This is a genomic window from Kaistella sp. PBT33-4, from assembly GCF_029194425.1.
In the GTDB taxonomy this organism is placed as follows: domain Bacteria; phylum Bacteroidota; class Bacteroidia; order Flavobacteriales; family Weeksellaceae; genus Marnyiella.
Genome location: NZ_JARFYL010000001.1, coordinates 470,244 through 495,071 on the forward strand (window position 1 = coordinate 470,244; position 24,828 = coordinate 495,071).

The following is a 24,828-nucleotide window of genomic DNA, read 5'->3' on the forward strand; positions in this document are numbered from 1 at the left end:
ATTAATTAAGTAAAAATCGTTAAATTTGCGTGCGCATAGATTGGGGGAGGTAAAGGAAGCGGATGCCCGCCCGTAAGCGGCCGATGGGGATGCAGTTGGTGCGATTTTCGCCGGTGGTTGGTGAAGTGCAACCCCTATCTGTTTCGGAAACCAAAAAAAACATACGAATGATGAATCCAAAGATATTGCTCTCGTCGCCCCATATGGGCGGAAACGAACTTAAGTACATCCAGCAGGCTTTTAAGGAGAACTGGGTGGCCCCGCTGGGGCCGAATGTGAATGGCTTTGAAGAAGATCTGGAAAAGTATCTGGGGAATGAAAGTTCGGTAACTGCGATGAGTTCCGGCACCGCAGCGCTACATCTGGCGCTGGTTATGCTGAATATTGGCACAGGTGACGAAGTATTCTGCCAGTCTATGACATTTGCCGCTTCAGCGAATCCGATCCGGTATGTGGGGGCGACGCCTGTTTTCATTGACAGTGAAGAGGAGACCTGGAATATGTGTCCCGAGGCTTTAGGTGAGGCTTTAGCAAAGCGAGCGTCCCATGGGAGTCTGCCAAAGGCGGTGATTGTTGTACATCTGTACGGCATGCCGGCAAAGATGGATGAGCTGACGGCGGTGTGCGAAGAATACGGTGTACCGTTACTTGAGGATGCGGCTGAGGCCCTGGGCAGCACGTATAAAGGACTAAAATGCGGAACCTTCGGAAAGATGGCGATCCTGAGTTTCAACGGAAATAAAATTATCACTACCTCCGGCGGCGGCGCCCTGGTGACCAAAGATCCGGCACTAAAAAAGAAGTCTATTTTCCTGAGCACCCAGGCCCGGGATGCGGCGGCCCACTACGAACATACCCAAATCGGTTATAATTACCGACTCAGTAATATTTCGGCCGGTATAGGCAGGGGGCAGATGGAAGTACTGGATGAGCGTGTGGCGGCGAGAAGACGGAACCATGCTTTTTACGCAGACCTCTTCGGTGAGGCGGAAGGAATTGAAGTGCTGACGGAGCCCAATGAAGACTATTTTTCCAATCACTGGCTATCGGCCATCCTTATTGACCCAGACAAGGCGGGATTCAGCCGTGAAACCCTGAGACATAAGCTGCTGCATATGGGGATAGAGTCGAGACCATTATGGAAGCCGATGCATATGCAGCCGGTTTTTAAAGGAGCTGATTTCATAGGCAGCGGTGTTTCGGAAGCTTTGTTTGCGGACGGACTCTGTATGCCGTCGGGTTCTAATCTGGGTGAAGCGGAACATGCGAGAATTGCTGAGGCGGTTCAGTCTGTGATGAAGCAAGCAGTTTAGTATGCCGCTACGCATCGTGTTCCCACTTTTGAGAAGATTCCACCCAGTTGCCTGAGCCTCCACCTATGAAATTCAAGAATTTTAAAAACAAGATTTACAGCGAAGAAAGCGCTCTGAACATTACGGACATCCGCTACCTGCCACGTTGGGTGGTACTGGTCCTGGACCTGAGCCTGGTGGCCGCCGCTATCTTTTTTTCCTGCTATCTGATTGAAAAACTGACCTATAGTGTAGAATCGGTTTTTTACGGCAGGGATTATATGTATGTGCTGGTTTTGGGAATCAGCCTGTTCTATATGATGATGTTCCGGACTTTTACGGGAATCATACGCCATTCCACATTTATTGACCTGTTTAAGCTGTTTATGGCTACTTTCTGTACGACATTTACGGTGGGTGCCGGCAGTTTCCTGTTTTTTGCGGTGACGGGTGAGCGTCTAATCTATATGTCCATTCCCTTCTCGGCACTCTTTTTTGCGATGTCCTTCATTTTCCTTTTCATCTTCAGGCTGACTGTTAAAGAGTTTTTTTATTTTGCCAGGGAATACCGCCGAAGCGCGCAGCGTACGAGGATTTGGGTACTCGGGATAGATGAACAGGCCGTGGCTGTGGCCAGGGCAGTACTGGACAACCCCAACCTTCCTTACCATATCGCGGGCTTCCTGACACAGCGAAATGATTCGGCCAGGGCCAGCCTGCTGGGAAAACCCATATACAGCAAAGACAAGATTGAGCACAGCACCAAAGAAGACCTGATGCTGGACGGTATTCTGGTGGTGAAGGAGATGATGAGTAAAGAGGAACTTAATCAGTGGGTTGCCTTTTTTCTGGAAAAAGACCTGCAGGTATACAAAGCACCCACGGTTCAGCAGCTACGTAACAACGATCCTGATGCCTCCATCAAGTCGCTTCAGATTGAAGACCTGCTGAACAGAAAGACCATCAAAATACAGAATGACGAAATAAAAAGCCGCCATTTCGGGAAAACCATCCTGGTGACGGGGGGCGCCGGCTCCATCGGCAGTGAGATCGTAAGACAGGTTGCACAGTACGAGCCCGCTCAGATCGTGGTACTGGACCAGGCTGAAACACCGCTTTATGAAATTGAGCTGGAGCTTCGCGCCAGTTTCCCGAAGGTCAACTTTAAATTTGTACTGGCTGATATCTCCAACCGTCACCGTATTGAGCCCCTGTTCCAGAAATACAGTTTTTCCATGGTCTATCATGCGGCTGCCTACAAGCATGTGCCTCTTATTGAGGAAAATCCGCATGAATCCATTCTTGTGAATGTGCTTGGTTCCAAAAACCTGGCCTTTCTTTCCAGCCGTTACGGCGTAAACCGGTTTGTGATGATCTCTACCGATAAGGCTGTAAATCCCACCAATGTAATGGGAGCGTCCAAGAGGACGGCGGAACTGTATGTTCAGGCCCTGCAGGAGGTGGGAAACAATACAACGAAGTTCATTACGACGCGCTTTGGAAATGTATTGGGTTCCAACGGGTCCGTGATTCCCCATTTTAAGAAGCAGATTGAAAAAGGAGGTCCAATCACCATTACCCATCCCGATATCGTACGGTATTTCATGACCATTCCGGAGGCCTGTGAGCTTGTACTGGAAGCGGGCACCATGGGGAAAGGCGGTGAAATCTTTGTTTTTGACATGGGTGAGCCGGTGAAGATCCTGGATCTGGCGACGAGAATGATCAAACTTTCGGGTTTTGAACCGGACCTGGATATCAAAATTGTATTTACCGGACTGAGGCCTGGAGAGAAACTCTATGAGGAACTGCTAACAGACGGAACGAAGACATTGGCAACCCATCATGAGAAAATACTAATCTCCAAAGATCCGTGTTTGCCCTTTAATCAGATTGACAGTCTGACCAATCTGGTGATTAAGGCGGCATTGCGGCGGGATAAGGTTGATGTGGTGCGGAATCTGAAGGATATTGTGCCGGAATTCATCAGTAATAATTCTGTATACGAGGCACTGGACTAGATATGGCTGCAGGCAATAAGCTGTTAGCTATAAGCAATAAGCTTTAAGCTATAGGCTTTATGCTTTATGCTTGCCTTTGCCGTGGCTTTTAATCATCCTTAATCTTGACCTAAATCCTGGCTCTTTCGTTTTTTTTCTTTCATCAAAACAGTCTGATATCTGATATCTAAGCTCCCGGAAACTTTTTACTTTTTTCTTTTGCCTTAGCTCTTGGCTCTCTGCATTCAGCTCTCAGCTCTCAACTAACCACAAAGTTCACAAAGGTCTTTCACAAGAAGCACAAAGAGAAAAGCGCACTATTCAGCTGCGTTAACTTTTGATATCATTTCTAAAGGTCTGAGATTTGGAATTCTGAAATCTACTCTAACCACAGAGGGAACAGAGTTTTCTCAGAGGACACAGAGTTTAATCCAAAATCTCCGCTCCCGGCTCCCCGCTCTAAGTTCTAAACTAACCACAAAGTTCACAAAGGTCTTTCACAAGAAGCACAAAGAGAAAAGCGCATTATTCGGCTGCGTTAACTTTTGATATCATTTCTAAAGGTCTGAGATTTGGAATTCTGAAATCTACTCTAACCACAGAGGGAACAGAGTTTTCTCAGAGGACACAGAGTTTAATCCAAAATCTCCGCTCCCGGCTCCCCGCTCTAAGTTCTAAACTAACCACAAAGTTCACAAAGGTCTTTCACAAGAAGCACAAAGAGAGAAGCGCATTATTCGGCTGCGTTAACTTTTGATATCATTTCTAAAGGTCTGAGATTTGGAATTCTGAAATCTACTCTAACCACAGAGGGACAGAGTTTTCTCAGAGGACACAGAGTTTAATCCAAAATCTCCGCTCCCGGCTCTCAGCTCTCAACTAACCACAAAGTTCACAAAGGTCTTTCACAAGGAGCACAAAGAGAGAAACGCATTATTCGGCTGCGTTAACTTTTGATATCATTTCTAAAGGTCTGAGATTTGGAATGCTAAAATCTACTCTAACCACAGAGGGAACAGAGTTTTCTCAGAGGACACAGAGTTTAATCCAAAATCTCCGCTCCCGGCTCCCAGCTCTAAGTTCTAAACTAACCACAAAGTTCACAAAGGTCTTTCACAATGAGCACAAAGAGAGAAGCGCATTATTTCGGCTGCGATACCTTTTGATATCATTTCTAAAGGTCTGAAATCTGAAATCTGATGTCTACTCTAAACACAGAGGGAACAGAGTTTTCTCAGAGGACACAGAATTTAATCCAAAATCCCGGCTGCCTGCCATCCGGGTTCTTGGTCTTGGCTCCTGGCAATAAGCTGTATGCTGTAAGCTTTACACTGTAAGCTATACATGACCCACCCCTGCCTCAACCTCAACCTTAGCCTTAACCTCAACCTTTCCCTCAACCTGGACTACCGGCTATAAGTTTTACGCTTTATGCTTGTCCTTTGCCTTAATTTCCGGCTCCTGGCTATCAGCAATAAGCTAAATCTGGGATCTATTTCCTGATACACATTGCGTTGCATCCCACAATTTTATTTATATTTAAAGCCCCGATGACAGGGAAAGAATAATTGGATAAAATGTCGGAGAAGATAAGGTTTGCCGTGGTTGGATGCGGCCATATAGGCAAGAGACATGCGGAGATGATCAGCCGTAACGAAGACTGTGAACTGGTGGCACTGGCAGATGTAAGGCCGGAAGGAGAGCTTGGGCTTACGCCTTATGGAGTACCTTTTTTTTCGTCGCTGGACCAGTTGCTCAGTTCACCTGTTGATCCAGACGTTATTACCTTGGCTACGCCCAACGGTCTGCATTTTAAGCAGGCACTGCAGATTCTCGAATCCGGACGCCACGTGGTGGTAGAGAAACCGGTAACCCTGAACCGGGATGAAGCCGCCCAACTTATTAAGGTGGCTAAAGAAAGGGACAGAAGGCTTTTTTTAGTAATGCAGAACCGCTATTCACCGCCTGCGGTTTGGCTAAAGGAAATGATTTCCAGCGGCAAACTGGGCCAACTTTTTATGATTCAGCTTAACTGCTACTGGAACAGGGATGACAGGTATTACACGCCCGGATCGTGGCGCGGCACCAAAAATCTTGACGGCGGTACGCTGTTCACGCAGTTCTCCCATTTCATTGATATCATGTACTGGCTGTTCGGTGATGTGAATTATATTGATTCCTGGCTCGCGGACTTTAACCACAGTCATCTTACCGAATTCGAAGACAGCGGCATGATACGGTTTAAATTTGAAAACGGTGCCGTTGGATGCCTGAACTTCTCTACTTCGGTGTGGAACCGGAATCTGGAAAGTTCGCTCACCGTGATTGCCGAAAACGGATCGGTAAAAATTGGGGGGGCAGTATATGGACAAAGTGGAGGTGTGCCATATAAAGGATTATGATATGCCGGAACTTGCGCCTACCGGTCCCGAGAATGACTACGGTTCCTACAAGGGTTCGGCCTTAAACCATCATTTTATTTTTGAAAATATTGTGGAGGTGCTCGGGGGGCATTCTCAGCCGGCCATGGACCCCGACGACGGTCTGAAGGTGATCGATCTTATCGGGAGGATTTATGAGGCTGCCGGGAATGCGCCTTACACCAGAGACCACCTTCTGGACTTACAGGCTTCTATTAATGCACAACAGGATAAACCTGTTATTAAATAAATCAATATCGTATATTTGTGGCTTAAGTAAAAATATGAAGAGACTCATTGGTATATTGCTGTTTCTTGCTGCCCTGCAGTCCTGCACGGTACGCAAAGCCGATAAGCAGAGCGAACTGAACTATCTGCAGAATGTAAAGCAAACCGTAACACAGGCCGCACTGGATAATGCTGCGTCAACCATACAGAAAGGCGACCAGCTGGTTATTTTTGTATCTGCCAAAAATATGGAAGTCGTTCGCCCCTTCAACCAGGGATACTATACCGCACAGAATACCGCACCAAACGCTGCACCCAATGTAGAGCGTACCTACCTGGTAGACTCCGAAGGAAATATTGATTTTCCGATTTTGGGAAAAATAAGTACCACAGGCAAGACGGTTGAAGCATTGAAGTCGGAGATGCATGAGCTTATTTCGAAGTATGTGAAAGAACCCGTTGTAACGGTGAGACTGGCTAACTTTAAAGTGACGGTGCTGGGCGAGGTAACGCGTCCCAACCAGTATACCATCCCTGAAGGTCAAGCTACACTCCTCCATGCGCTGGGGCTGGCAGGAGACCTAACGATCTACGGTAAACGCGATGATATACTGATGGTGCGAAACGTAAACGGTGTTATTACCGAGGAAAGAATTAATCTGCTGGATGCCAATTTCATCAACTCGCCATTTTTCCAGCTCAAACAGGGTGATGTGATCTATGTTTCAGCAAATCCAACCAAGGAAAAAGTGGCAAGGCTGGATCCCAACACCGGCACCTATATCGCCATTGCAGGTACGCTGATCGGCCTGGCAGGTATCTTCATTACCATTTTCAAGAATTAACTTTATTAGTCTGAATTAGATGAGCGAAACATCAAATCCAGGAGTGCATGCTTCTGAGGAGGTAAACATTAATGAAATAATAAAGCCGTACCTCCGCAAATGGTGGTGGTTTGTGCTTTCCGTCTTAATTTTACTGGCATTGGCCATTTTTTATATTAAGATCGCTACGCCTGTTTACAGAATCACCTCAACCGTATTGATTAAAGACAGTAAGAAGGCGCCTTCCGCAGACATGGCTATGCTTTCGGACCTTAGCGGCATGGGATCTATGGGTACCAACAGTATTGAAAATGAGATTGAAGTACTGAAATCCAAAAAACTGATGCAGGATGTAGTTACTCAACTGGGTCTGCAAACCAAACTGGTTAATAAGGACGGTCTTATTACAACGGAGCTGTATGGCGATTCAGCACCGCTGATTGTGAAACTCATCAGTGAAAAGAATACCGGAAATCCCTCATGGGCACCACTTACCGTAAAGATAAACGGAGACCGGATCGTACTGGAATCAGAGGATCTCCCAAAACCTGTCACCACTACTTTCGGAAAAACAGTGAGCCTGCCTTACGCAAATTTCATTCTGCTGCGAAATCCTGATTATGACGCTTCCAGAAAGGAAGATATTGGTGAACTTCAAATCCATTACCGTTCTACAGCGAAAACCGTTAATGACTTCCAGAAAATGACCCAGATAGACCTGGTAGATAAAGACGCTACGGTAGTGGAACTGTCTATGGATTATCCGCATATCGGTAAAGGGAAGCAAATCATCAATAAGCTTGTAGAATCCTATAATGCTGATGCGATAAATGACAAAAATTCTGAATCCAAGAAAACGAAGGACTTTATAGATGACCGGATCAGAATCATAGCCAATGAACTCAGTGAGGTAGAAAGCCAGAAAGAGCAGTTTAAGGTAGCCAACAAAATTACTGACATTCCCACCGAGGCCGGACTTACATTAGGCAGTTCTGCCAGCGCACGGGCCAGGTTGCTTGAAACAGAAACGCAGTTAGAACTCACCAGCGACCTTATCTCATATATGTCCAGGCTGGGCAGCAACCAAACGCTCCCTTCCAGTGTAGGTTTAAGCAACCCTACAGCATCAGCCAATATTCAGGCTTATAATCAGCTCATCCTGGAACGCAACAGCCTTCTGGAAAATGCCACGCCCCAAAACCCACTTATTACCGACCTTAACCGTCAGTTAGCGGTGCTGCGGTCTTCAGTAATGGATAACCTGATTAAAAACAGGACTGCCTTACAGGCTACAAGAGATCAGATTGCCGGAGAACAGAATGTTCTGGACTCAAAGATCCGTAAAATACCAGCTCAGGAAAAACTCTTCCGCAGCATTGAAAGGCGGCAGCAAACCAAGGAAAACCTTTATCTACTGTTATTGGAGAAAAGGGAAGAGGCAGCGATCTCACTGGCCATTACGGCTCCGAAGGCGAGAATCATAGACAAAGCCTATCCGTCTGAGAAACCGGTATCGCCGAAGAAATTAGTGCTTCTGGCCGTCGCACTTCTGCTGGGTGTTCTGCTGCCCTTCGCATTCATCTATATACGCGAGTTGCTGAACAATAAGATCCGGTCCAAACACGATCTCGAGAAACTTTCGCATGCGCCTATCCTGGGTGAACTGCCACAGGTGGAGAAAGGCCAGAGTGAACTGGTGGGTCAGAATGACCTTTCGCCCATGGCGGAGGCTTTCCGGATTATCATTACCAATATGAACTTCATGCTTCCGAGGAAGGATAAAGGTAAGGTTGTGTTTGTATCGTCGTCCGTAAAAGGGGAAGGGAAAACTTTCGTATCCGTTAACCTGGCGCTCACTTTGGCAACACCGAAGCACAAGGTTCTGATCATCGGTTCGGATATCCGAAATCCACAGCTTCAGCGTTACAATCCAGCGCGCAAGGGACTGGTAGGTCTCACTGAGTTTCTGCATGATGAGGATACCCAGCTGAAAGACATTATCCATCAAAGCAGCTTCAACGAGTATTGCGACGTGATCTATTCGGGCAGTATCCCGCCAAACCCGCCAGAGCTTCTGTCCAGTGGGCGTTATGAATTGTTAATTGAGCAGGTAAAACCTTATTACGATTACGTGATCCTTGATACCGCACCACTGATGCTGGTGACTGATACCTTCCTTTTTGCGGAAATGGCAGACGCCACGCTGTACGTTACGCGATCCGGATACACCGAGAAAGGACTTATTGACTTCGCCAATAAACAGATAGACGCCAAGAAAATCAAGAATGTGGCTTTTGTTCTGAACGATGTAGAGAAATCTTATTTTGGATACGGCAATAAGTATGGATATGGGTACAGTGCGCAGGAAAAGACCTATTTAGAGAAAATGAAAGATTGGTTTTAAAATTTAAGTATGGAATACGAAATTAGGCCTTGGGGTGAATTTTGGGTTCTTGAGGATGCGCCCACCCACAAAGTAAAAAGAATCTCTGTAAACCCAGGAGGAATACTTTCTTTGCAATATCATCATAAGAGATCGGAGGTTTGGACTATTATTTCAGGAGTTGGTACTGTTACATTGAATGATGAAATCAGGGATTATGGTGCCGGGGAAACTGTGCATATCGCCCAAGGTGTACACCATCGCATTGCCAATAAAAATAAAAAACCTGTTATCTTTATTGAGGTACAATATGGCTCTTACTTTGGTGAGGATGACATAGTGAGAGTTCAGGACAAGTATAACAGAGCATAACATTTAAGTTAAAATATTGCTATTTTATGGCTAAAAAAACAGCACTTATTACGGGAATCACAGGCCAGGATGGTTCTTTTCTGGCTGAGTTTCTGATTGAAAAGAACTACGAGGTCCACGGAATTATCCGTCGCTCATCTTCTTTTAATACCGACCGAATTGAGCACCTCTATTTTGAGGAGTGGGTAAGAGATATGCACAAAACCAGGTCAGTAAATCTGCACTATGGAGATATGACTGATTCCAGTTCCCTGATGAGGATTATACAATTAACGCAGCCAGACGAAATTTATAATCTCGCAGCGCAAAGTCACGTAAAAGTTAGCTTTGATGTCCCGGAATATACTGCTGAGACCGATGCAATAGGGACATTGCGTTTGCTGGAAGCAATAAGAATATTGGGATTGGAGAAAAAAACAAAAATTTACCAAGCCTCCACTTCGGAGCTTTTTGGACTGGTACAGGAAGTTCCTCAGAGCGAAACAACGCCCTTTTATCCGCGCAGCCCTTATGGTGTTGCGAAACAGTACGCATACTGGATTACAAAAAACTATCGGGAGTCTTATGGTATGTATGCAGTTAACGGTATTCTCTTTAATCATGAAAGTGAAAGAAGAGGAGAGACCTTCGTTACCCGTAAAGTCACTTTAGCCGTTTCCCGTATTGTTCATGGTCTGCAGGATAAACTTTACATGGGTAATCTGGATTCGCAGCGAGACTGGGGTTATGCTAAAGATTATGTGGAATGTATGTGGTTAATGCTGCAGCATGAAACAGCAGAAGATTTTGTAATCGCAACCGGCGAAATGCATACAGTTCGGGAATTTATTACAAAGGCTTTTGAAGTCGCGGGAATCGCTATCGAATGGAGAGGTTACGGTGCGGATGAGAAAGCAATTGATGCCGTAACAGGCAGAATTCTGGTGGAAGTAGATCCCAAATATTTCCGACCTGCCGAGGTTGAACTTCTTTTGGGGGATCCCACCAAAGCAAAAACTCTTCTGGGTTGGAATCCTACACAGACCTCATTTGATGAGCTTGTGAAGATTATGGTTAAGCATGACATGGAATTTGTGAAAAACCGGCATGTAAGATGAAAAAAGACAGCAAAATATATGTTGCCGGGCACAGAGGTCTTGTAGGATCAGCGATATGGAATAATCTTCAGAACAGTGGATTTACAAACCTGACCGGCCGTACATCTAAAGAACTGGACCTGCTGGATGCGGAAGCTACCAGATTATTCTTTGAAGATGAAAAACCCGAATATGTTTTTCTTGCCGCAGCTCATGTAGGCGGAATTATGGCAAATAATACCTACAGAGCAGATTTTATTTATAAAAATCTGCAAATACAGCAAAACGTAATTTACAATTCTTATACATCTGGAGTTAAGAAACTCCTTTTTTTAGGGAGCACGTGCATTTATCCGAAGGAAGCCCAACAACCTATCAGTGAGGACCAGTTGTTAACAAATACGCTGGAGTATAGCAATGAACCGTACGCGATAGCCAAAATTGCCGGGATAAAAATGTGCGAAAGCTTCAATCTGCAGTATGGAACCAATTTCATCTCGGTGATGCCGACCAACCTATACGGACCGAATGATAATTTTGATCTGGAAAAAAGTCATGTCCTGCCGGCCATGATTAGAAAAATGCACCTTGCAATGTCTTTGGCACGGGATGATTGGGAAATGATACGCAGGGACCTGAATACCAGACCTGTACTCGGTACGAATGGGCAGTCCAGCGATACCCGTATTCAGGATGTACTGGCTGAATACGGTATTTACGAAACGCACCTAGAACTCTGGGGTACCGGCAACCCGATGCGTGAGTTTCTTTGGAGTGAGGACATGGCTGAAGCCTGTGTGTTTGTAATGCAGAACGTGGATTTTGCAGAGCTTTATTCCCATGGAACGGAGATCAGGAATACGCACCTGAATATAGGTACCGGCACCGATATCAGCATAAGGGATCTCTCCGGGCTTGTGGCAAGAGAAATGGGCTACGATGGGAATATTATTTTTAATCCGTGCAAGCCGGACGGCACCATGAGAAAACTCATTGACGTGAGTAAGATCCATTCCCTTGGGTGGAAGCATACCATAGCTGTCGAACAGGGCGTTACCAAAATGTACCGCTGGTACATGGAAAATCTAAAGTAGTTGTCCAGTGAACCTAAAAACTGCCACCCATAACTATCTGTTTCTGATTTCAGCCCAGATGTTCGCCCTGCTGCTGAATATAGTGATCAGCCTTATTTTTCCCAAAGTAATGTCCATGGAAGACTTTGGGTTCTGGCAGCTTTTTCTGTTTTTCTGTTCATTTGCCGGCTTTTTTCATTTAGGACTTAATGACGGTGTGTACCTGCGCTATGGAGGTAAAAAATACAAAATAATTAACAAGGAAATTCTTAAAGGCCAGTTTGTGATGCTGCTAGGGCTTCAGTTGCTTTTCTTCATCGTTCTGAACCTGTATTTATTTTTCTTTGAAGCAGATTCAGCAAAATACCATTTTGTGGTGCTATTCTCGCTAGTGTATATGTTCGTATCCAACCTCGCTTCCTATTCCACCTCTTTACTGCAATCCACAAACAGGCTCCGCGAGTTTTCATATACCACAATGCTGGCCAGTGTGCTGCTGGTCGCGTTCTTTACCGTTTTACTGGTACTCGGATGCCGCAGTTTCGGTACATTTATTTTATTTTACATCATTACTTATTCACTGGTTCTGATCCCAAGTTTTTATTTAATTCGGGAAGTACTATCAGTGAGGATTCACTTCAAAAACAAAGTGGTATATTTTAAGGAATTCCGCAAGAATATAAGTGCGGGAAGTAAGCTCATGATTTCATCTGTAGCGGGCATGCTCATCGTAGGCTGCGGTCGTTTTATTATCGAAAGAAAGTGGGGGATTGTCGAATTCGGGAAAGTATCGTTGGCCATAACTGTAACTACCCTGTTCATATTCTTCATTCGGCAGGTTGGAATTGTTATTTTCCCCTTGCTTAAGAACGGGAAATATGACATGCAGAAGTTTTTCTACATAGGATCACTTCGTTTTCTCAATGTGACTTTATACGGATTTCTTCTTTTCTATCCTGCTGTTTTCTGGCTTGTACATCTTTGGCTTCCAGCGTATGCATCTAACCTGCTTTATTTTGTTGCTCTGCTGCCTGTATGCGTTTATGAGGGGAAGATGCAGATCCTGCTGTCCACCTATATGAAAGTTCTCAGAAAAGAACGGCTGCTGATGAAGGTGAATATTGCATGTATGCTTTTATCACTGATCCTATGCCTGGTTGGAGCGGCCCTTGATTCGGTTTTGTTCATCATGATCAGTATGACGTTTGGGATAGCCCTTAGGGGGTACCTGATGGAAAGGGCGCTTGAGAAGGCATTCTTGATAAAGGTTTTCTGGTCCGGAGCGTGGGATTTCATTCTTTCCGTCACTTTTTTATGTGCTTTTATCCACTTGTTGCCGGCTTATGCATTTATATTGTATCTTTCTGTTTACATCGCTTTTCTGTTTGTAAACTGGAAAAACCTTAGCGATTTTTATATGACACTTAAACGCTTCAAGACCGCTGCTATATGATGATTGTATTCAACATTGTACTCATTTTACTTGCTTTCTTTCTTGTGCGCAGAAGAATGAGAGTGTATGATACGCCGCTTAATCACCTATCTATTTTCACCGTAGTGTGGGTCTTTATTATTGTTACCGCACAGATAGTTTACAGGGAAAAACTTCAAGAGGCCGCAGTTTTACTCTATTACCTATGTCTGTTCGCGTACCTCCTTGGCTCATCAATTTTAAAGATGCCTCAGGTAGAGCATACATTAGAAAAATATTATAACCAGCGAACCGTAAAGGTGATTATTTTGGTGCTTTTTGTTTTCTGTATAATTGCGAACTACAATCTCCTTGAAAAGGTTGCTTTCAATTTTACTTCCATTGAGACGTGGATAGGCATGCGTACAAAAGATGAGTTCAAAGAAATTGACGAAAGCAACATCTTTAAAGCTCTTTTCCAGCGCGCTTACTTAATTTTCCTTCCCCTTGCCCTGTATCTGGTGCGAAAAAAGAAGTTTTCGAAAATTCTTTTTGGAGTATTGGTTCTCACAGCTGCAGTCATCTCATTGCTGAAGTTCACGAGAGCTCCTTTTATGCAGCTTGTTGTGGTCATGCTGATTACCTATGTCTATATTTATCGGGTAAAACTGCCTGTAAAAACCTTGGGAATCGGTGTTATCCTGGTTATTGTCATCTTTGGGATTTCGCAGACTCTCCTGCTGGGAGACAGAGCGGATGCAGCCGATATATCGGATCAGTTTTGGCTCTATCTGTCCGGCGGACTGATTACTTATCAGGATATTTTGAACGGTAATTACCATGATTCTGCAGGTTATGACAGTCCCTTTTATTCGCTGGACTGGCTGAATTATGTTCTGAAAAAACTGGAACTCATTGACACCTATCCTGACTATGTACGGGAATGGTCCAAGTCTCTGGTGTCAAACACCTACACTTTCCTGGATGCCTTTACCCTTGATCTGGGCATTCCGGGAGCCATAGCCGGTTCTTTCTCTATAGGTCTGTTTTCTGATTACAGTTACCAGCGCATAAGAAAAAATAACTACAATCTATTTAATATTATTTTCTATGGCTATGTCTGTTACTATAATCTTTTTGTTTTTGCCAACAATGAATTCATAAGATTTCCGGTTCTTCTTACCGTTGTAATGCTGCTATTCCTTAATTTCTTCACCAAGAAACTTAGATATGAATGAGTGGTATATACGGATCGTAATCTTAAACTATAACGAACCGCAATTTACGGCAGATCTTGTTAATCAACTAGGCAAGCAAACGTACACGAACACAGAAATTGTGGTGGTGGACAATGCCAGTGAACCTCAGCACAGGGAGATGTTGCACCGACTTCTTCCGCCCCATGTATACACCATCTATTCTCCCCTAAATATTGGCTATTCCCGGGGTAATAATCTTGGTTTAAGATTACCGTCTTCCAGGGAAATAGATTATCATCTGGTCCTTAACAACGACATTGTTATTGAGGATCCCGATTTTATCAGAAAAATGGCGGAAGGTTTAAACCATAACGCCCCGGCAGGTGCGGTGGCAGGATCTCCCCTAGTGAATACGGTGGCATCAGCGGTTCTGCAAGAGCAGCAGATTCAGGTGCGGCGGGTACTTTCAAAAAATCAAATGTTCAAACTGGCTACTCCGGTCTTCACCCCATTTATACGCAAACTGACTGATCACTTCGTTTACAGGAGTGAGTTACCTTACCGCGGAAAATATATGATTTGTGATTCAGTAAACGGCGCGGCTTTCATTATTGAAGACAAATTCCTGCGGGATATCGATTTTCTGGATGAGGGCACCTTTCTTTATTATGAGGAACTAATATTGGGCAGGCAAATCAAAGACCTGGGTAAAACATGTTTTTTAAACGGTTATACAGAGATAAAACATCTGCAGGGAGTCTCGACCAAGTCCAGGGGAAGGCAGATTAATGTGCAAATGGAGCGTTATAAATATGAAAGCACACTTTATTATTTAAAGAAATACGAAGGTATAGGGATTTTCGCCCAGAAATTATTTATCTTACTTAATGAATTCTCAATCGTACTTAAAAAGCTATTAAGATGACGCCTATGAAAATGAAATACATTCCCTTCATCGTAGCGAGTTTTCATTTAAACTTTGACGCTCAAATAATTACCGTGGTTGATCCCAAAACCAGATTGGTTCAGAACTATGAGGAGATCAAAGTTCTGTCCGGCGGCCGACCGGTGTCTTCTGCAGCAGTAGACGGCAAGGTAATTATTGAGAAGGATGGCAGGTTCTACAGGATTGTCAATTTTTCTGCTGTTTCACCCAAGGATTTTGGCGCAAAAGGTGATGCAATGTACCGGTTGGAGGGCGACATTAATGCGTTGAGAAGCGGCACCGATGACACAGAGGCGATAGGGAGGTTTTTGGGTACGCGTAACATAAGTGCGCCCACTGGATCTCATTTGTACGGAACTGCACTTTATTTCCCGTACTCTGTGTACAGGACATCCGGAGCATATATCATATCAGACCATTACACGAAGATATATGGGGACGGCCCGGGGATTAGCATCATCCATGCAAATGCTGGCCAAAACAGAGAAGAGCCGTTGTTCTTCTTCGGCCGCAAACCGACAGTCAATGCGTGGGACAGTTTGCTCAGTGGCGGTGGACTCAGTAACCTGCAGATCAATACTGATAACTCCTCCATTAGGAGTAATGCGGTCGTTTTGGATTATGTAGAATATATGTCCTTCCAGGACCTGTACTTCAGTGGTTTTGGGAAAAGTGCCATTAAGGGCAGTTTTTGGGAAGGTTACTTCAGGAACATTAAATTTGAAAACTGCGGTACAATGCAGACTTCAAATAATTTGGGTCTGCCACTTAGCGGTGTAATTGATTCCGAAAGTGAAACCTCCAATCCGTACAGTGATGCCAGCAACAATTCACTTTTTGAAAAGCTCACCTTCAGCAGTTGTGCAGGGACCCTGCTGAAACTGACCGCTGCGAAAAATACTACGGTAAATATGAACTTTAACGGACTGTACATCGAATCCTACTATGAGGATGCCGGGCCCGTTAACGACCTACCGATGATTTATACCAGGAACGCTAAGTCAGTGACCATTAACAACGGTTTTATTACTGTAAACAGTACCGGAATAGTGAGGAAAGGCCTGGCCGTCTATGTGGATGACAACAGCAGTCTGTCCCTCAGCAATTTTGCGCTGACTTTAAATCCTGTAGACGGTTATACAAAGCGGTCAGTAAAAAGGCTGGACTCATTTATAAGAATTGACGTGGGTTCTGTATTGTCCCTGCATACAGTTAAGTTTGCGGATCCTACCGATTCGGTGGGATTTGGACTTGACTCCGTTCCGGCACTTATTAGAGGAGAAGGCAAGCTGATGATGAATCTGATTACCTTTGATATTCTTGCATCCCATAGGGGCGGTACACGAAGGCTCACGAATTTAATCGACAGGCGGCTCCAGGCGACGGGTTTGGTTTTGGTGACCCCATTTGACCATAAAGGCGAAGTACCCTTACTGCGGACCACCTTGCAGTATACAGAAGGTAAAATCAGCGTACTTGCAGATGAAATCCCTGCCTCCGTAGAGACCTGGGATAACGGAGATCATATCAAATTCATTACTCCTAAGAACGAAACCGTAGGAATGGTATGCACTGAGCCCGGCACATCCGGCACCCTGATGAATGTCGTAGGGTCCGGAAGGAAGAATGAAAAAACACTAACCGTAAACAGTGTGGCAGGACTTCTTGTTGGTGACTGGATCCGTGTTGGTGACGATAGCAATTATAACAGAATTTCCGGAATCACCGGAAAAAAAATATCATTGGAACAACCGTTAAATTTTACAGTCAGCGAGGTGAAAACCAGCTATAAGGCACCTGTCTGGAAGAATTTAACCTTGCAATAAGGGAATATTAATTATGATTACAGTAAAAGTTTTTGGAGGGTTGGGAAATCAGTTGTTTCAGTACGCATTTGGGCAGTATGCGTCACAAAAACTGGGTGTTCCTGTACGGTATGATGTACAGACCTCCATAGAGGCAAAAAACTTCACGAAACGCACCCTTGGCTTGGATTACTTTTGCCTGGAAGGTGATTTCTTTACAGAGCCAGTTTCCGATATGGGAACAATAGATCGACTGAAGCGCAAGCTTATTCAGGAATTTCCCGGAATAAGCCCGCATAGGTTTGTGCAGAAACATGCACATGATTTCAGTTTGGAGCTGAAAGACGGGAAATATTATGAAGGATACTGGCAGGGCTGGCAATACCTGGAGGAAATTTCACTACATCTCCGGACGGTATTGGTGCCGACCCCTAATTTTTTTGAAAAACATGCAAACCTGCTGGAAAAAATGAGATTAACGAATTCCGTGAGTATTCACATCCGAAGGGAAGATTATTTATCGGTTCCTAAAAACACCCATATTTACCATATTTGTGATGAGCAGTACTATGAACGGGCAATGAATGCAGTCATAAACGAAAAGGGGCAGGGCAATTTTTTTGTTTTTACGCAGGATTCGGAATGGGCCGGTAAACATTTTCCTGAAGGAAAGTTTACCCATGTTAAAGGAAATAGTGCTGTAGAGGATCTGCTGCTTATGAGTTTTTGCAAACACAACATTATCGGCAACTCAACCTTCAGCTGGTGGGCAGCATGGCTCAACCCTCACAGGGAAAAAATGGTTATCGCTCCCCAAAAGTGGTACATTAATCATCTTGCTAAATATATTACGACATTAATACCCCAATCCTGGAAAACGGTTGGATAGTTTATCAAAAACTTTTGTTTCAATGATTGCGTGATGCCATGGCAAAAGGAGGGATAGGCAAATTAACTTTACTTCCAGGCTGACTGTCTTTATAATTTCTAGGTAATTGTTATTTTTACAATATTCATTTGGTAATTCTTAAAGCGAAATCAAGAAATGAAAACAAAACCAGATTCTAAATTACTTTCATGAAGAACGAGAAGCTATTGCCTCTAGTAACCGTGGGTATCCCGTTATATAATGCAGAAAAATTTATCAGTCTTGCCATAAAGTCGGTGCTTTCGCAGACGTATGGGCATTTTGAACTTATTATTACTGATGACGGGAGCACAGATGATTCAGTTAAAATTGTACAGTCTTTTAAGGACGACAGAATTCAGTTGCTTAGTGACGGAAGGAATTTTGGCTTACCCTACCGTCTCAATCAGCAGATCGGTATGGCCCAAGGAAAGTTTTTTGTAAGGATGGATGCAGATGACATTATGTTTCCGGATCGTTTAGAAAAACAGATCGATTATCTTCAAAAACACCCCAATATTGATGCTGTAGGCTCATCTGTTGTTATTGTGGATGATGATAATCAAGCGGTTGCTTTCAGGAAAGCGGAACTGCTGAGCGAATACCGGCAATTATTCAGAACAATTTTATTTAATCATCCTACCGTAGCGGGGAAAACAGCGTTTTTTAAAGAAAACCCCTATTCAGAACAATATGACGGAGTGGAAGATGCAGAATTATGGTTAAGAACTTTCCAGAATGGTAATTTTGGAATTTTAGAAGAACCATTGCTTTTTTACAGGGACCCCTTGATTTTTAAGCTCAAAACTTACCGTTACCGTCTTACCCAAAAAAATAGACTGTTCCGTAATTCCGATTACCTGCGGAATTACAAACTTTTGAGGTTGGCATTAATAGCGGAAAATAAGCTGAAGATCGTAGTTGCGTCATTACTAACGCGGATGAATAAAGGAAGGTGGGTGATTTCAAGAAGAAACACTGCAAATTACGAGGTGAGCGCAGAATGGAAATCTACTTTAAGAGAAATCGTTAATGGAAAGTAAGAAGATACTCCACATTATAACCGTATCGTTCGTCATCAATCATTTTTTTGGTAATCAGTTCAATTATCTGAAAAAACGCACCGGAAACCGCTATTTTTTGGGATGCTCCCCCTCGGATGATTTCCTGCAAAAATCGGTGCAGCTTGGCTATGAGCCTTTCCCAGTGGTTGTTACGAGAAGCATAAGCCCTTTTACCGACCTGAAGGCCATCTTCCGGATTTATAAGTTTATTAAAAAAAACAATATTGATGTAGTAGTAGGACATACTCCCAAAGGAGGTATGGTAAGCATGATTGCTGCATTTTTTGCCGGAGTGGAAAGTCGGATCTATTTTAGACATGGAATTATATACGAAACCAGCAGCGGGCTAACGAGACTGCTGCTTAAAACCATCGACCGTCTTTCCGGAAATCTGGCAACCAAAGTGGTGTGCGTAAGTAATTCTGTAAAAAGTATTAGTGAAAGGGACTGCCTAAATCGCGCAGAGAAAAACATTATCCTTGGGCTTGGAACCTGCAATGGTATTGATACAGAATATAAATATAACCCCCTGTTACAAAATGGAGAAGAGGTTAACAGGCTTTTGGGGACTTTGAATATCATGGCTGATGATCTGGTAATTGGTTATGTAGGCAGGATTGTAAGAGATAAAGGAATTAACGAACTGATTGCTGCATGGAAAATCCTGAAGGAGAACTATAGTAATATTAAACTCCTGTTGGTGGGTCCGATAGAAGAACGGGATGCTATAAGTGCCGATTCACTTGCATTAATTAAGCACGACCCAACTGTTATAATTGCTGGTGCTGTTGCGGCTACTTCACCCTATTTTTCTGTAATGGATATCTTTGTTTTACCCACCTATCGCGAAGGCTTTCCCACCGTCGCTCTGGAGGCGTCATCCATGAAGTTACCTGTGGTCATCACCAGGGCAACTGGTTGCGAAGAATCAGTAAGGGACGGGGAAACCGGTCTCTTTACCTCCAATGCCGCTGAGGATATCGCTGATAAAGTAGGAATTTATTTGCAAAATGAAACGCTACGACTGCAACATGGGGAAAACGGCCGGGTCTTTGTCCGAAAAAATTTTGAAGAAAGCATTATCTGGGACCGCATTCACCAACAACTGGGTTATTAAAATGAAAATCACCATTACAGGCGTATCCGGCTTCGTTGGAACAAATCTTTCAGCCTTCCTTTCAGATCAGGGGAATGAAGTGCTGCCAGTCTCCATGAGAGAGGACGGCTGGGAAAAGATACTGGACCGGCAGGCGGACGCCCTCATTCACCTGGCCGGAAAAGCACATGATACAGCCCACGTTACATCTGAGGAGGAGTATTATAAGATCAATACAGAACTGACTAAAATCCTTTTCAATGAATTTTTGGAATCCGATATCCGGGACTTTTTCTATTTCAGCAGCGTAAAGGCCGCTGCCGATACTGTAACAGGTATCCTGGATGAAAAGCAGAGGCCTGATCCTCAAACTGCCTACGGCAAATCCAAGCGACTGGCCGAGGAGTATTTGCTTTCGCAGCAACTGCCCGCGGGCAAACGTCTGTTCATTATCCGGCCCTGTATGATACACGGGCCCGGTAACAAAGGCAACCTGAATCTGCTGTATAAAGTGGTATCGCGGAGTATCCCCTGGCCCCTGGCAGCATATGAGAACAGCCGCAGCTTTTTAACTATCGACAACCTTAATTTTCTGGTCTGGCAAATGATGCAAAAAGAGGTGCCCTCAGGCGTATATCATTTTGCTGATGATCAGCCCGTTGCTACTAACAAGCTGGTTAAACTCATTGGGGAGGCCACAGGAAAACCTGTAAAACTTTGGAATATCCCACAGAAATTAATATCTTTCGCTGCTCAAAGCGGAGACTTTCTGGCTCTGCCGCTTACCACGGAACGGTTAAAGAAACTGACTGAAAGCTACGTAGTAAGCAATGCTAAAATAAAGAAGGTATTGGGCATAGAACATCTGCCGGTTGCCGCAGAAGACGGTCTTTTGAAGACCCTGAAAAGTTTTAATTAACAGATGGAATATATCATCATCGCGGCTGCAGCCCTGCTGTTCAGCCTTGTATATTTTCGTATTGCCAATCATTACAATATCGTTGATAAACCGAATAGGCGCAGCGCCCACAGTGAGGTTACCATTCGGGGTGGTGGTGTGGTATATCCGTTCGTATTTCTGCTATACCTTGCTTATGGTCAGATTTTCTCTGAGGTACATCCGGAAGACTATTTGCTTTTTGGTCTGGGGCTTTTTCTGGTTTGTGCCGTAAGTTTCATTGACGACCTTCGCGGTCTTTCCTCCAAAGTCCGGCTTATCTTCCAGTTTATGGCCGTGCTGTTCCTCTTTTACTTCATTCAGGCTGCACCTACCACACCCGTTTTTCTTATTCCTGTTGCGGTAGTTATTACGATGGGAGTCCTGAACGCGTTCAATTTTATGGACGGCATAAACGGGATGTCCGGTCTATACAGTTTGGTAACCCTTCTCAGTCTTTATTATATTAACAGTTCACTGACTGCATTTACCGATGCAGACTTCATCCTTTACCCAGCAATAGCCAGTATTGTATTTCTTTTTTTTAATTTCAGAAAGAAGGCTGTGTGTTTTATGGGCGATGTAGGAAGCATGGGAATTGCCTTCTGGATTGCGGCACTTGCCGGAACGCTTATTGTCGCAACCGGCGAACTGAAATGGATACTTCTGCTGGCCGTATATGGAGTAGAAACGGTAATTACAATTATTGAAAGGCTGCGTTTAGGGGAGAATATCTTTAAAGCGCACCGCAGGCATCTGTATCAGCTGTTTGCCAATGATAAAGGATATTCACATATTGCAGTGAGCGCTGCATATGCGGGAATCCAGCTTGTAATTAATATATTAGTTATTTTCTCTGACCTGGCCGGATCTGTACTTATTCCTGTGGTCATGGTGCTTTCTGTTGCCGCTTATGTACTGGTTAAAAGGCAGGTCAAAAAACAAATATCCAGATCACTATGAAAGTAAGACCCACTCCTTTACAGGACTGTTATATCCTCGAGCCTTCCGTTTTTACAGATGAACGCGGGTACTTCTACGAAAAGTTCAACGAAAAGAAATTTGAAGAGTTGACCGGTATGAACGGGCACTTCGTGCAGGACAATATATCAAAATCTTCTTATGGCGTGCTTCGCGGCCTGCATTTGCAGAAGGGCGATCATGCCCAGGCGAAACTTGTTTCCTGCCTGGAGGGAAGTGTTTGGGACGTTGCTGTGGACCTTAGGCCGGATTCACCCACCTTTGGCAAATGGTACGGAATAGAACTCACCGCTGTAAACAAACTTCAGTTTTATGTGCCGCGCGGTTTTGGACACGGATTTTCTGTGTTGTCTGAAACGGCCGTTTTTGCCTATAAATGTGATAATTTTTATAATAAAGAATCAGAAGGCGGTGTGCTTTGGAATGACCCGGACCTGGCTATCGACTGGAAGCTACCTGCATCCGACGTTATCCTGTCTGATAAAGACCTCATTCAGCCGCACTTCGCCGAAAGAAATTTTTAATTTCATCTCTCTAAGAATCAGCGTCCTGATTCTTTTTTTTATTGCTAAATTTGCACGCCCGTATTCCAGGAGTTCAGATATGCGGCATAACCCCCGGACAGATCCGGATTTAACAGAATATAGATGCGCACAAAATCAACAGGCAGGAAGAAAATCAATATTGTAACCCTTGGATGTTCCAAAAACGTGTATGACTCCGAAGTGCTTATGGGCCAGCTGGAAGCCAGCGGTAAGGAAGTGGTGCATGAAGACCGCGGCGATGTGGTAGTGATCAACACCTGCGGATTTATAGACAATGCCAAGGAAGAATCCATAAACACCATCCTGGATTTTGTAGAGGCTAAGAAAAGGGGAGAGGTGGAACAGGTTTTTGTTACCGGCTGCCTTTCCGAAAGATATAAGCCGGATCTCATCCGTGAGATTCCGGATGTGGACCAGTATTTTGGCACCCGTGATTTGCCGCTGCTGCTAAAGCACCTGGGCGCAGATTACCGCCAGGAGTTGGTGGGCGAGCGGCTGACTACCACTCCCAGGCATTATGCCTACCTGAAGATCGCTGAAGGTTGCGACAGGCCCTGCTCGTTCTGTGCCATCCCGCTCATGAGGGGTAAGAACGTTTCCACACCTATTGAAAATCTCGTAATTGAGGCAGAAAAACTGGCAAAAAAAGGAGTCAAGGAACTGATCCTGATTGCGCAGGATCTCACTTATTATGGTCTGGATATTTATAAGAAGCGGGCGCTTGGTGATTTACTGCTCAGGCTTGTAACTGTTGAAGGTATTGAATGGATACGTCTGCACTATGCGTTCCCAACCGGCTTTCCGGAAGATGTACTGGAGATCATAAAAAATGAACCTAAAGTATGTAACTATATAGACATACCGCTTCAGCACATCAACTCAGATATCCTTAAGGCCATGAAGCGCGGGACCTCTCATGAGAAAACCAATGCACTGCTGGAGAAATTCAGACTGATGGTGCCGGATATGGCCATTCGGACCACTTTGATCGTAGGTTTCCCCGGCGAAACTGAGGAACGTTTTCAGGAACTGAAGGAATGGGTGCGCACGCAGCGTTTCGACCGCCTGGGCTGCTTTACCTATTCCCATGAAGAGAATACTACGGCGTATGCACTGGAAGATGATGTGCCGCAGGAGGTAAAAGAATCCCGTGTAGAGGAAATCATGGAACTCCAGTCCCAGATTTCATGGGAAAAGAACCAGGAACGCATTGGAAAGGTATACCGCTGCATCTTCGACAGGAAAGAAGGGAATTATTTTGTAGGCCGCACTGAATTTGATTCGCCCGATGTGGATAATACCGTCCTGGTGGAAGCGACAGATGAGGTTTATATCTCCATAGGTGAGTTTGCAGATGTTCTGATTACCTCTGCTGAGGAATTCGACCTGTACGGCAAGCTGGTTTAAAAAGGCCAAATACGAGATATCAGATATCAGAAGTCAGAATTTATCAATTTAGCAATCTAACAGTTTAACAAATTTACGGCTTAACGGTTTTTAGTTCTGGAGCCAGGAACTGAGATTTCAGATTTCAGACCTCAGATTTCAGACAATTGATTAGAGCCAATGTTGAAGTTTAGATTAAGGTTAAGGTAAAGGTTAAGAGGTTAAAAGGTTTGGGGATTAGAAGGTCGAGGATGCAGTACAGGCAGAAATAACGGGAAACTTATAGTTTATAGCTTATAGCCAATAGCCAGTAGCCCAGATTAGGTTGGGGTTAAGTTGAGGGGGTAAGAGGTTATAAGGTAAGGAAGAGGCTATTCAAAATATTTCTGAATCCTGAATTCTGAATCCTGAATCCAGAATTCACTTACAGCACTCACAATTAATTAATTCTGTGCCCTGTTAAAAGCCACTGTGTATTCTGTGGTTTTCTCTTTGTGTTCTTTGAGAAGGCTTTGTGTGCTTTGGTAAGAGCCAGGAGCAACGATGTAAGATTTCAGACATCAGATTTGAGACTGCTTCAATAGGTTGAAAAGGTAGAAGGTAATGAAGAGGCCAATGAAAATAATCCCGAATCCAAAATTCAAGATTAAAAATTCAACATTCAACAACCCTAATCCATGATCCCCGTGCCCTCTGTGCATTCCCTGTGTCTCTGTGGTTAAGAGAGCTAACAGCCAAGAGCCAAGAGCCAAGAGCCAAGATTTCAGATTTGAGACTGCTGCAATATAGTTCAAAAGGTAGAGTGTTAGAAGGTTAGACTGCGTTTAAGCCTAAAGAACACTTGTGCGATTTACTATGTAAAAAATTGGTAATCAGTGGACTG

The 24,828-nt window shown here is 44.2% G+C and carries 20 protein-coding genes; all 20 read left to right on the forward strand.

Annotation, left to right across the window (positions count from 1 at the left end; translation table 11 throughout):
* The first annotated feature begins 170 nt into the window (after positions 1 to 170).
* The 20 genes from P0M11_RS02195 to rimO all read left to right on the forward strand — a co-directional run bounded on the left by P0M11_RS02195 (position 171) and on the right by rimO (position 23,966).
* Positions 171 to 1,313 carry an aminotransferase class I/II-fold pyridoxal phosphate-dependent enzyme gene (locus tag P0M11_RS02195; protein ID WP_275624388.1) on the forward strand — a complete coding sequence of 381 codons (1,143 nt, stop codon included), beginning with the start codon at positions 171 to 173 and terminating at the stop codon, positions 1,311 to 1,313.
* A gap of 65 nt (positions 1,314 to 1,378) precedes the next feature.
* Positions 1,379 to 3,313 (forward strand): nucleoside-diphosphate sugar epimerase/dehydratase, encoded by a 1,935-nt coding sequence (locus tag P0M11_RS02200; protein WP_275624250.1) that lies wholly within the window; start codon positions 1,379 to 1,381, stop codon positions 3,311 to 3,313.
* Between the two features lie 1,556 nt (positions 3,314 to 4,869).
* Entirely contained in the window at positions 4,870 to 5,694 is an 825-nt protein-coding gene (locus P0M11_RS02205) for a Gfo/Idh/MocA family oxidoreductase (RefSeq protein ID WP_275624251.1), read from the forward strand.
* Positions 5,657 to 5,962, forward strand: a complete 306-nt coding sequence (locus P0M11_RS02210) for a hypothetical protein (RefSeq protein WP_275624252.1) — start codon at positions 5,657 to 5,659, stop codon at positions 5,960 to 5,962. Before P0M11_RS02205 ends, P0M11_RS02210 begins: the two co-directional genes overlap by 38 nt.
* A gap of 34 nt (positions 5,963 to 5,996) precedes the next feature.
* Positions 5,997 to 6,785: a polysaccharide biosynthesis/export family protein gene (locus P0M11_RS02215; protein WP_275624253.1), complete on the forward strand. Its 789-nt coding sequence runs from the start codon at positions 5,997 to 5,999 to the stop codon at positions 6,783 to 6,785.
* 19 nt (positions 6,786 to 6,804) lie between these two features.
* The gene (locus P0M11_RS02220; RefSeq protein WP_275624254.1) at positions 6,805 to 9,168 is read left to right on the forward strand and encodes a polysaccharide biosynthesis tyrosine autokinase; all 2,364 of its coding nucleotides are present in this window, start codon (positions 6,805 to 6,807) and stop codon (positions 9,166 to 9,168) included.
* A 9-nt stretch (positions 9,169 to 9,177) separates the two neighbouring features.
* Complete coding sequence (locus P0M11_RS02225; RefSeq protein ID WP_275624255.1) at positions 9,178 to 9,519, forward strand: phosphomannose isomerase type II C-terminal cupin domain; 342 nt, start codon at positions 9,178 to 9,180, stop codon at positions 9,517 to 9,519.
* A gap of 26 nt (positions 9,520 to 9,545) precedes the next feature.
* Entirely contained in the window at positions 9,546 to 10,616 is a 1,071-nt protein-coding gene (gene gmd, locus P0M11_RS02230; protein WP_275624256.1) for a GDP-mannose 4,6-dehydratase, read from the forward strand.
* Positions 10,613 to 11,689, forward strand: coding sequence for a GDP-L-fucose synthase (locus tag P0M11_RS02235; RefSeq protein ID WP_275624257.1), 1,077 nt, complete (start codon positions 10,613 to 10,615; stop codon positions 11,687 to 11,689). Before gmd ends, P0M11_RS02235 begins: the two co-directional genes overlap by 4 nt.
* Before the next feature lie 7 nt (positions 11,690 to 11,696).
* The gene (locus tag P0M11_RS02240; protein WP_275624258.1) at positions 11,697 to 13,121 is read left to right on the forward strand and encodes a hypothetical protein; all 1,425 of its coding nucleotides are present in this window, start codon (positions 11,697 to 11,699) and stop codon (positions 13,119 to 13,121) included.
* Positions 13,118 to 14,317, forward strand: coding sequence for an O-antigen polymerase (locus tag P0M11_RS02245; protein ID WP_275624259.1), 1,200 nt, complete (start codon positions 13,118 to 13,120; stop codon positions 14,315 to 14,317). Before P0M11_RS02240 ends, P0M11_RS02245 begins: the two co-directional genes overlap by 4 nt.
* The gene (locus P0M11_RS02250; protein WP_275624260.1) at positions 14,310 to 15,203 is read left to right on the forward strand and encodes a glycosyltransferase family 2 protein; all 894 of its coding nucleotides are present in this window, start codon (positions 14,310 to 14,312) and stop codon (positions 15,201 to 15,203) included. Before P0M11_RS02245 ends, P0M11_RS02250 begins: the two co-directional genes overlap by 8 nt.
* Complete coding sequence (locus P0M11_RS02255; protein ID WP_275624261.1) at positions 15,200 to 17,050, forward strand: hypothetical protein; 1,851 nt, start codon at positions 15,200 to 15,202, stop codon at positions 17,048 to 17,050. The genes P0M11_RS02250 and P0M11_RS02255 overlap by 4 nt, the downstream gene beginning before the upstream one ends.
* A gap of 13 nt (positions 17,051 to 17,063) precedes the next feature.
* Positions 17,064 to 17,918, forward strand: a complete 855-nt coding sequence (locus tag P0M11_RS02260) for an alpha-1,2-fucosyltransferase (RefSeq protein WP_275624262.1) — start codon at positions 17,064 to 17,066, stop codon at positions 17,916 to 17,918.
* Positions 17,919 to 18,106: 188 nt separating this feature from the next.
* Positions 18,107 to 18,979: a glycosyltransferase gene (locus tag P0M11_RS02265; RefSeq protein ID WP_275624263.1), complete on the forward strand. Its 873-nt coding sequence runs from the start codon at positions 18,107 to 18,109 to the stop codon at positions 18,977 to 18,979.
* Positions 18,969 to 20,117 carry a glycosyltransferase family 4 protein gene (locus P0M11_RS02270; RefSeq protein ID WP_275624264.1) on the forward strand — a complete coding sequence of 383 codons (1,149 nt, stop codon included), beginning with the start codon at positions 18,969 to 18,971 and terminating at the stop codon, positions 20,115 to 20,117. Before P0M11_RS02265 ends, P0M11_RS02270 begins: the two co-directional genes overlap by 11 nt.
* Before the next feature lies 1 nt (position 20,118).
* Positions 20,119 to 21,015, forward strand: a complete 897-nt coding sequence (locus P0M11_RS02275; RefSeq protein ID WP_275624265.1) for an NAD-dependent epimerase/dehydratase family protein — start codon at positions 20,119 to 20,121, stop codon at positions 21,013 to 21,015.
* 3 nt (positions 21,016 to 21,018) lie between these two features.
* The gene (locus P0M11_RS02280) at positions 21,019 to 21,996 is read left to right on the forward strand and encodes a glycosyltransferase family 4 protein (protein ID WP_275624266.1); all 978 of its coding nucleotides are present in this window, start codon (positions 21,019 to 21,021) and stop codon (positions 21,994 to 21,996) included.
* Positions 21,993 to 22,538 carry a dTDP-4-dehydrorhamnose 3,5-epimerase gene (rfbC, locus tag P0M11_RS02285; protein ID WP_275624267.1) on the forward strand — a complete coding sequence of 182 codons (546 nt, stop codon included), beginning with the start codon at positions 21,993 to 21,995 and terminating at the stop codon, positions 22,536 to 22,538. Before P0M11_RS02280 ends, rfbC begins: the two co-directional genes overlap by 4 nt.
* Positions 22,539 to 22,661: 123 nt before the next feature.
* Complete coding sequence (gene rimO, locus P0M11_RS02290) at positions 22,662 to 23,966, forward strand: 30S ribosomal protein S12 methylthiotransferase RimO (RefSeq protein WP_275624268.1); 1,305 nt, start codon at positions 22,662 to 22,664, stop codon at positions 23,964 to 23,966.
* Positions 23,967 to 24,828: the final 862 nt, after the last annotated feature.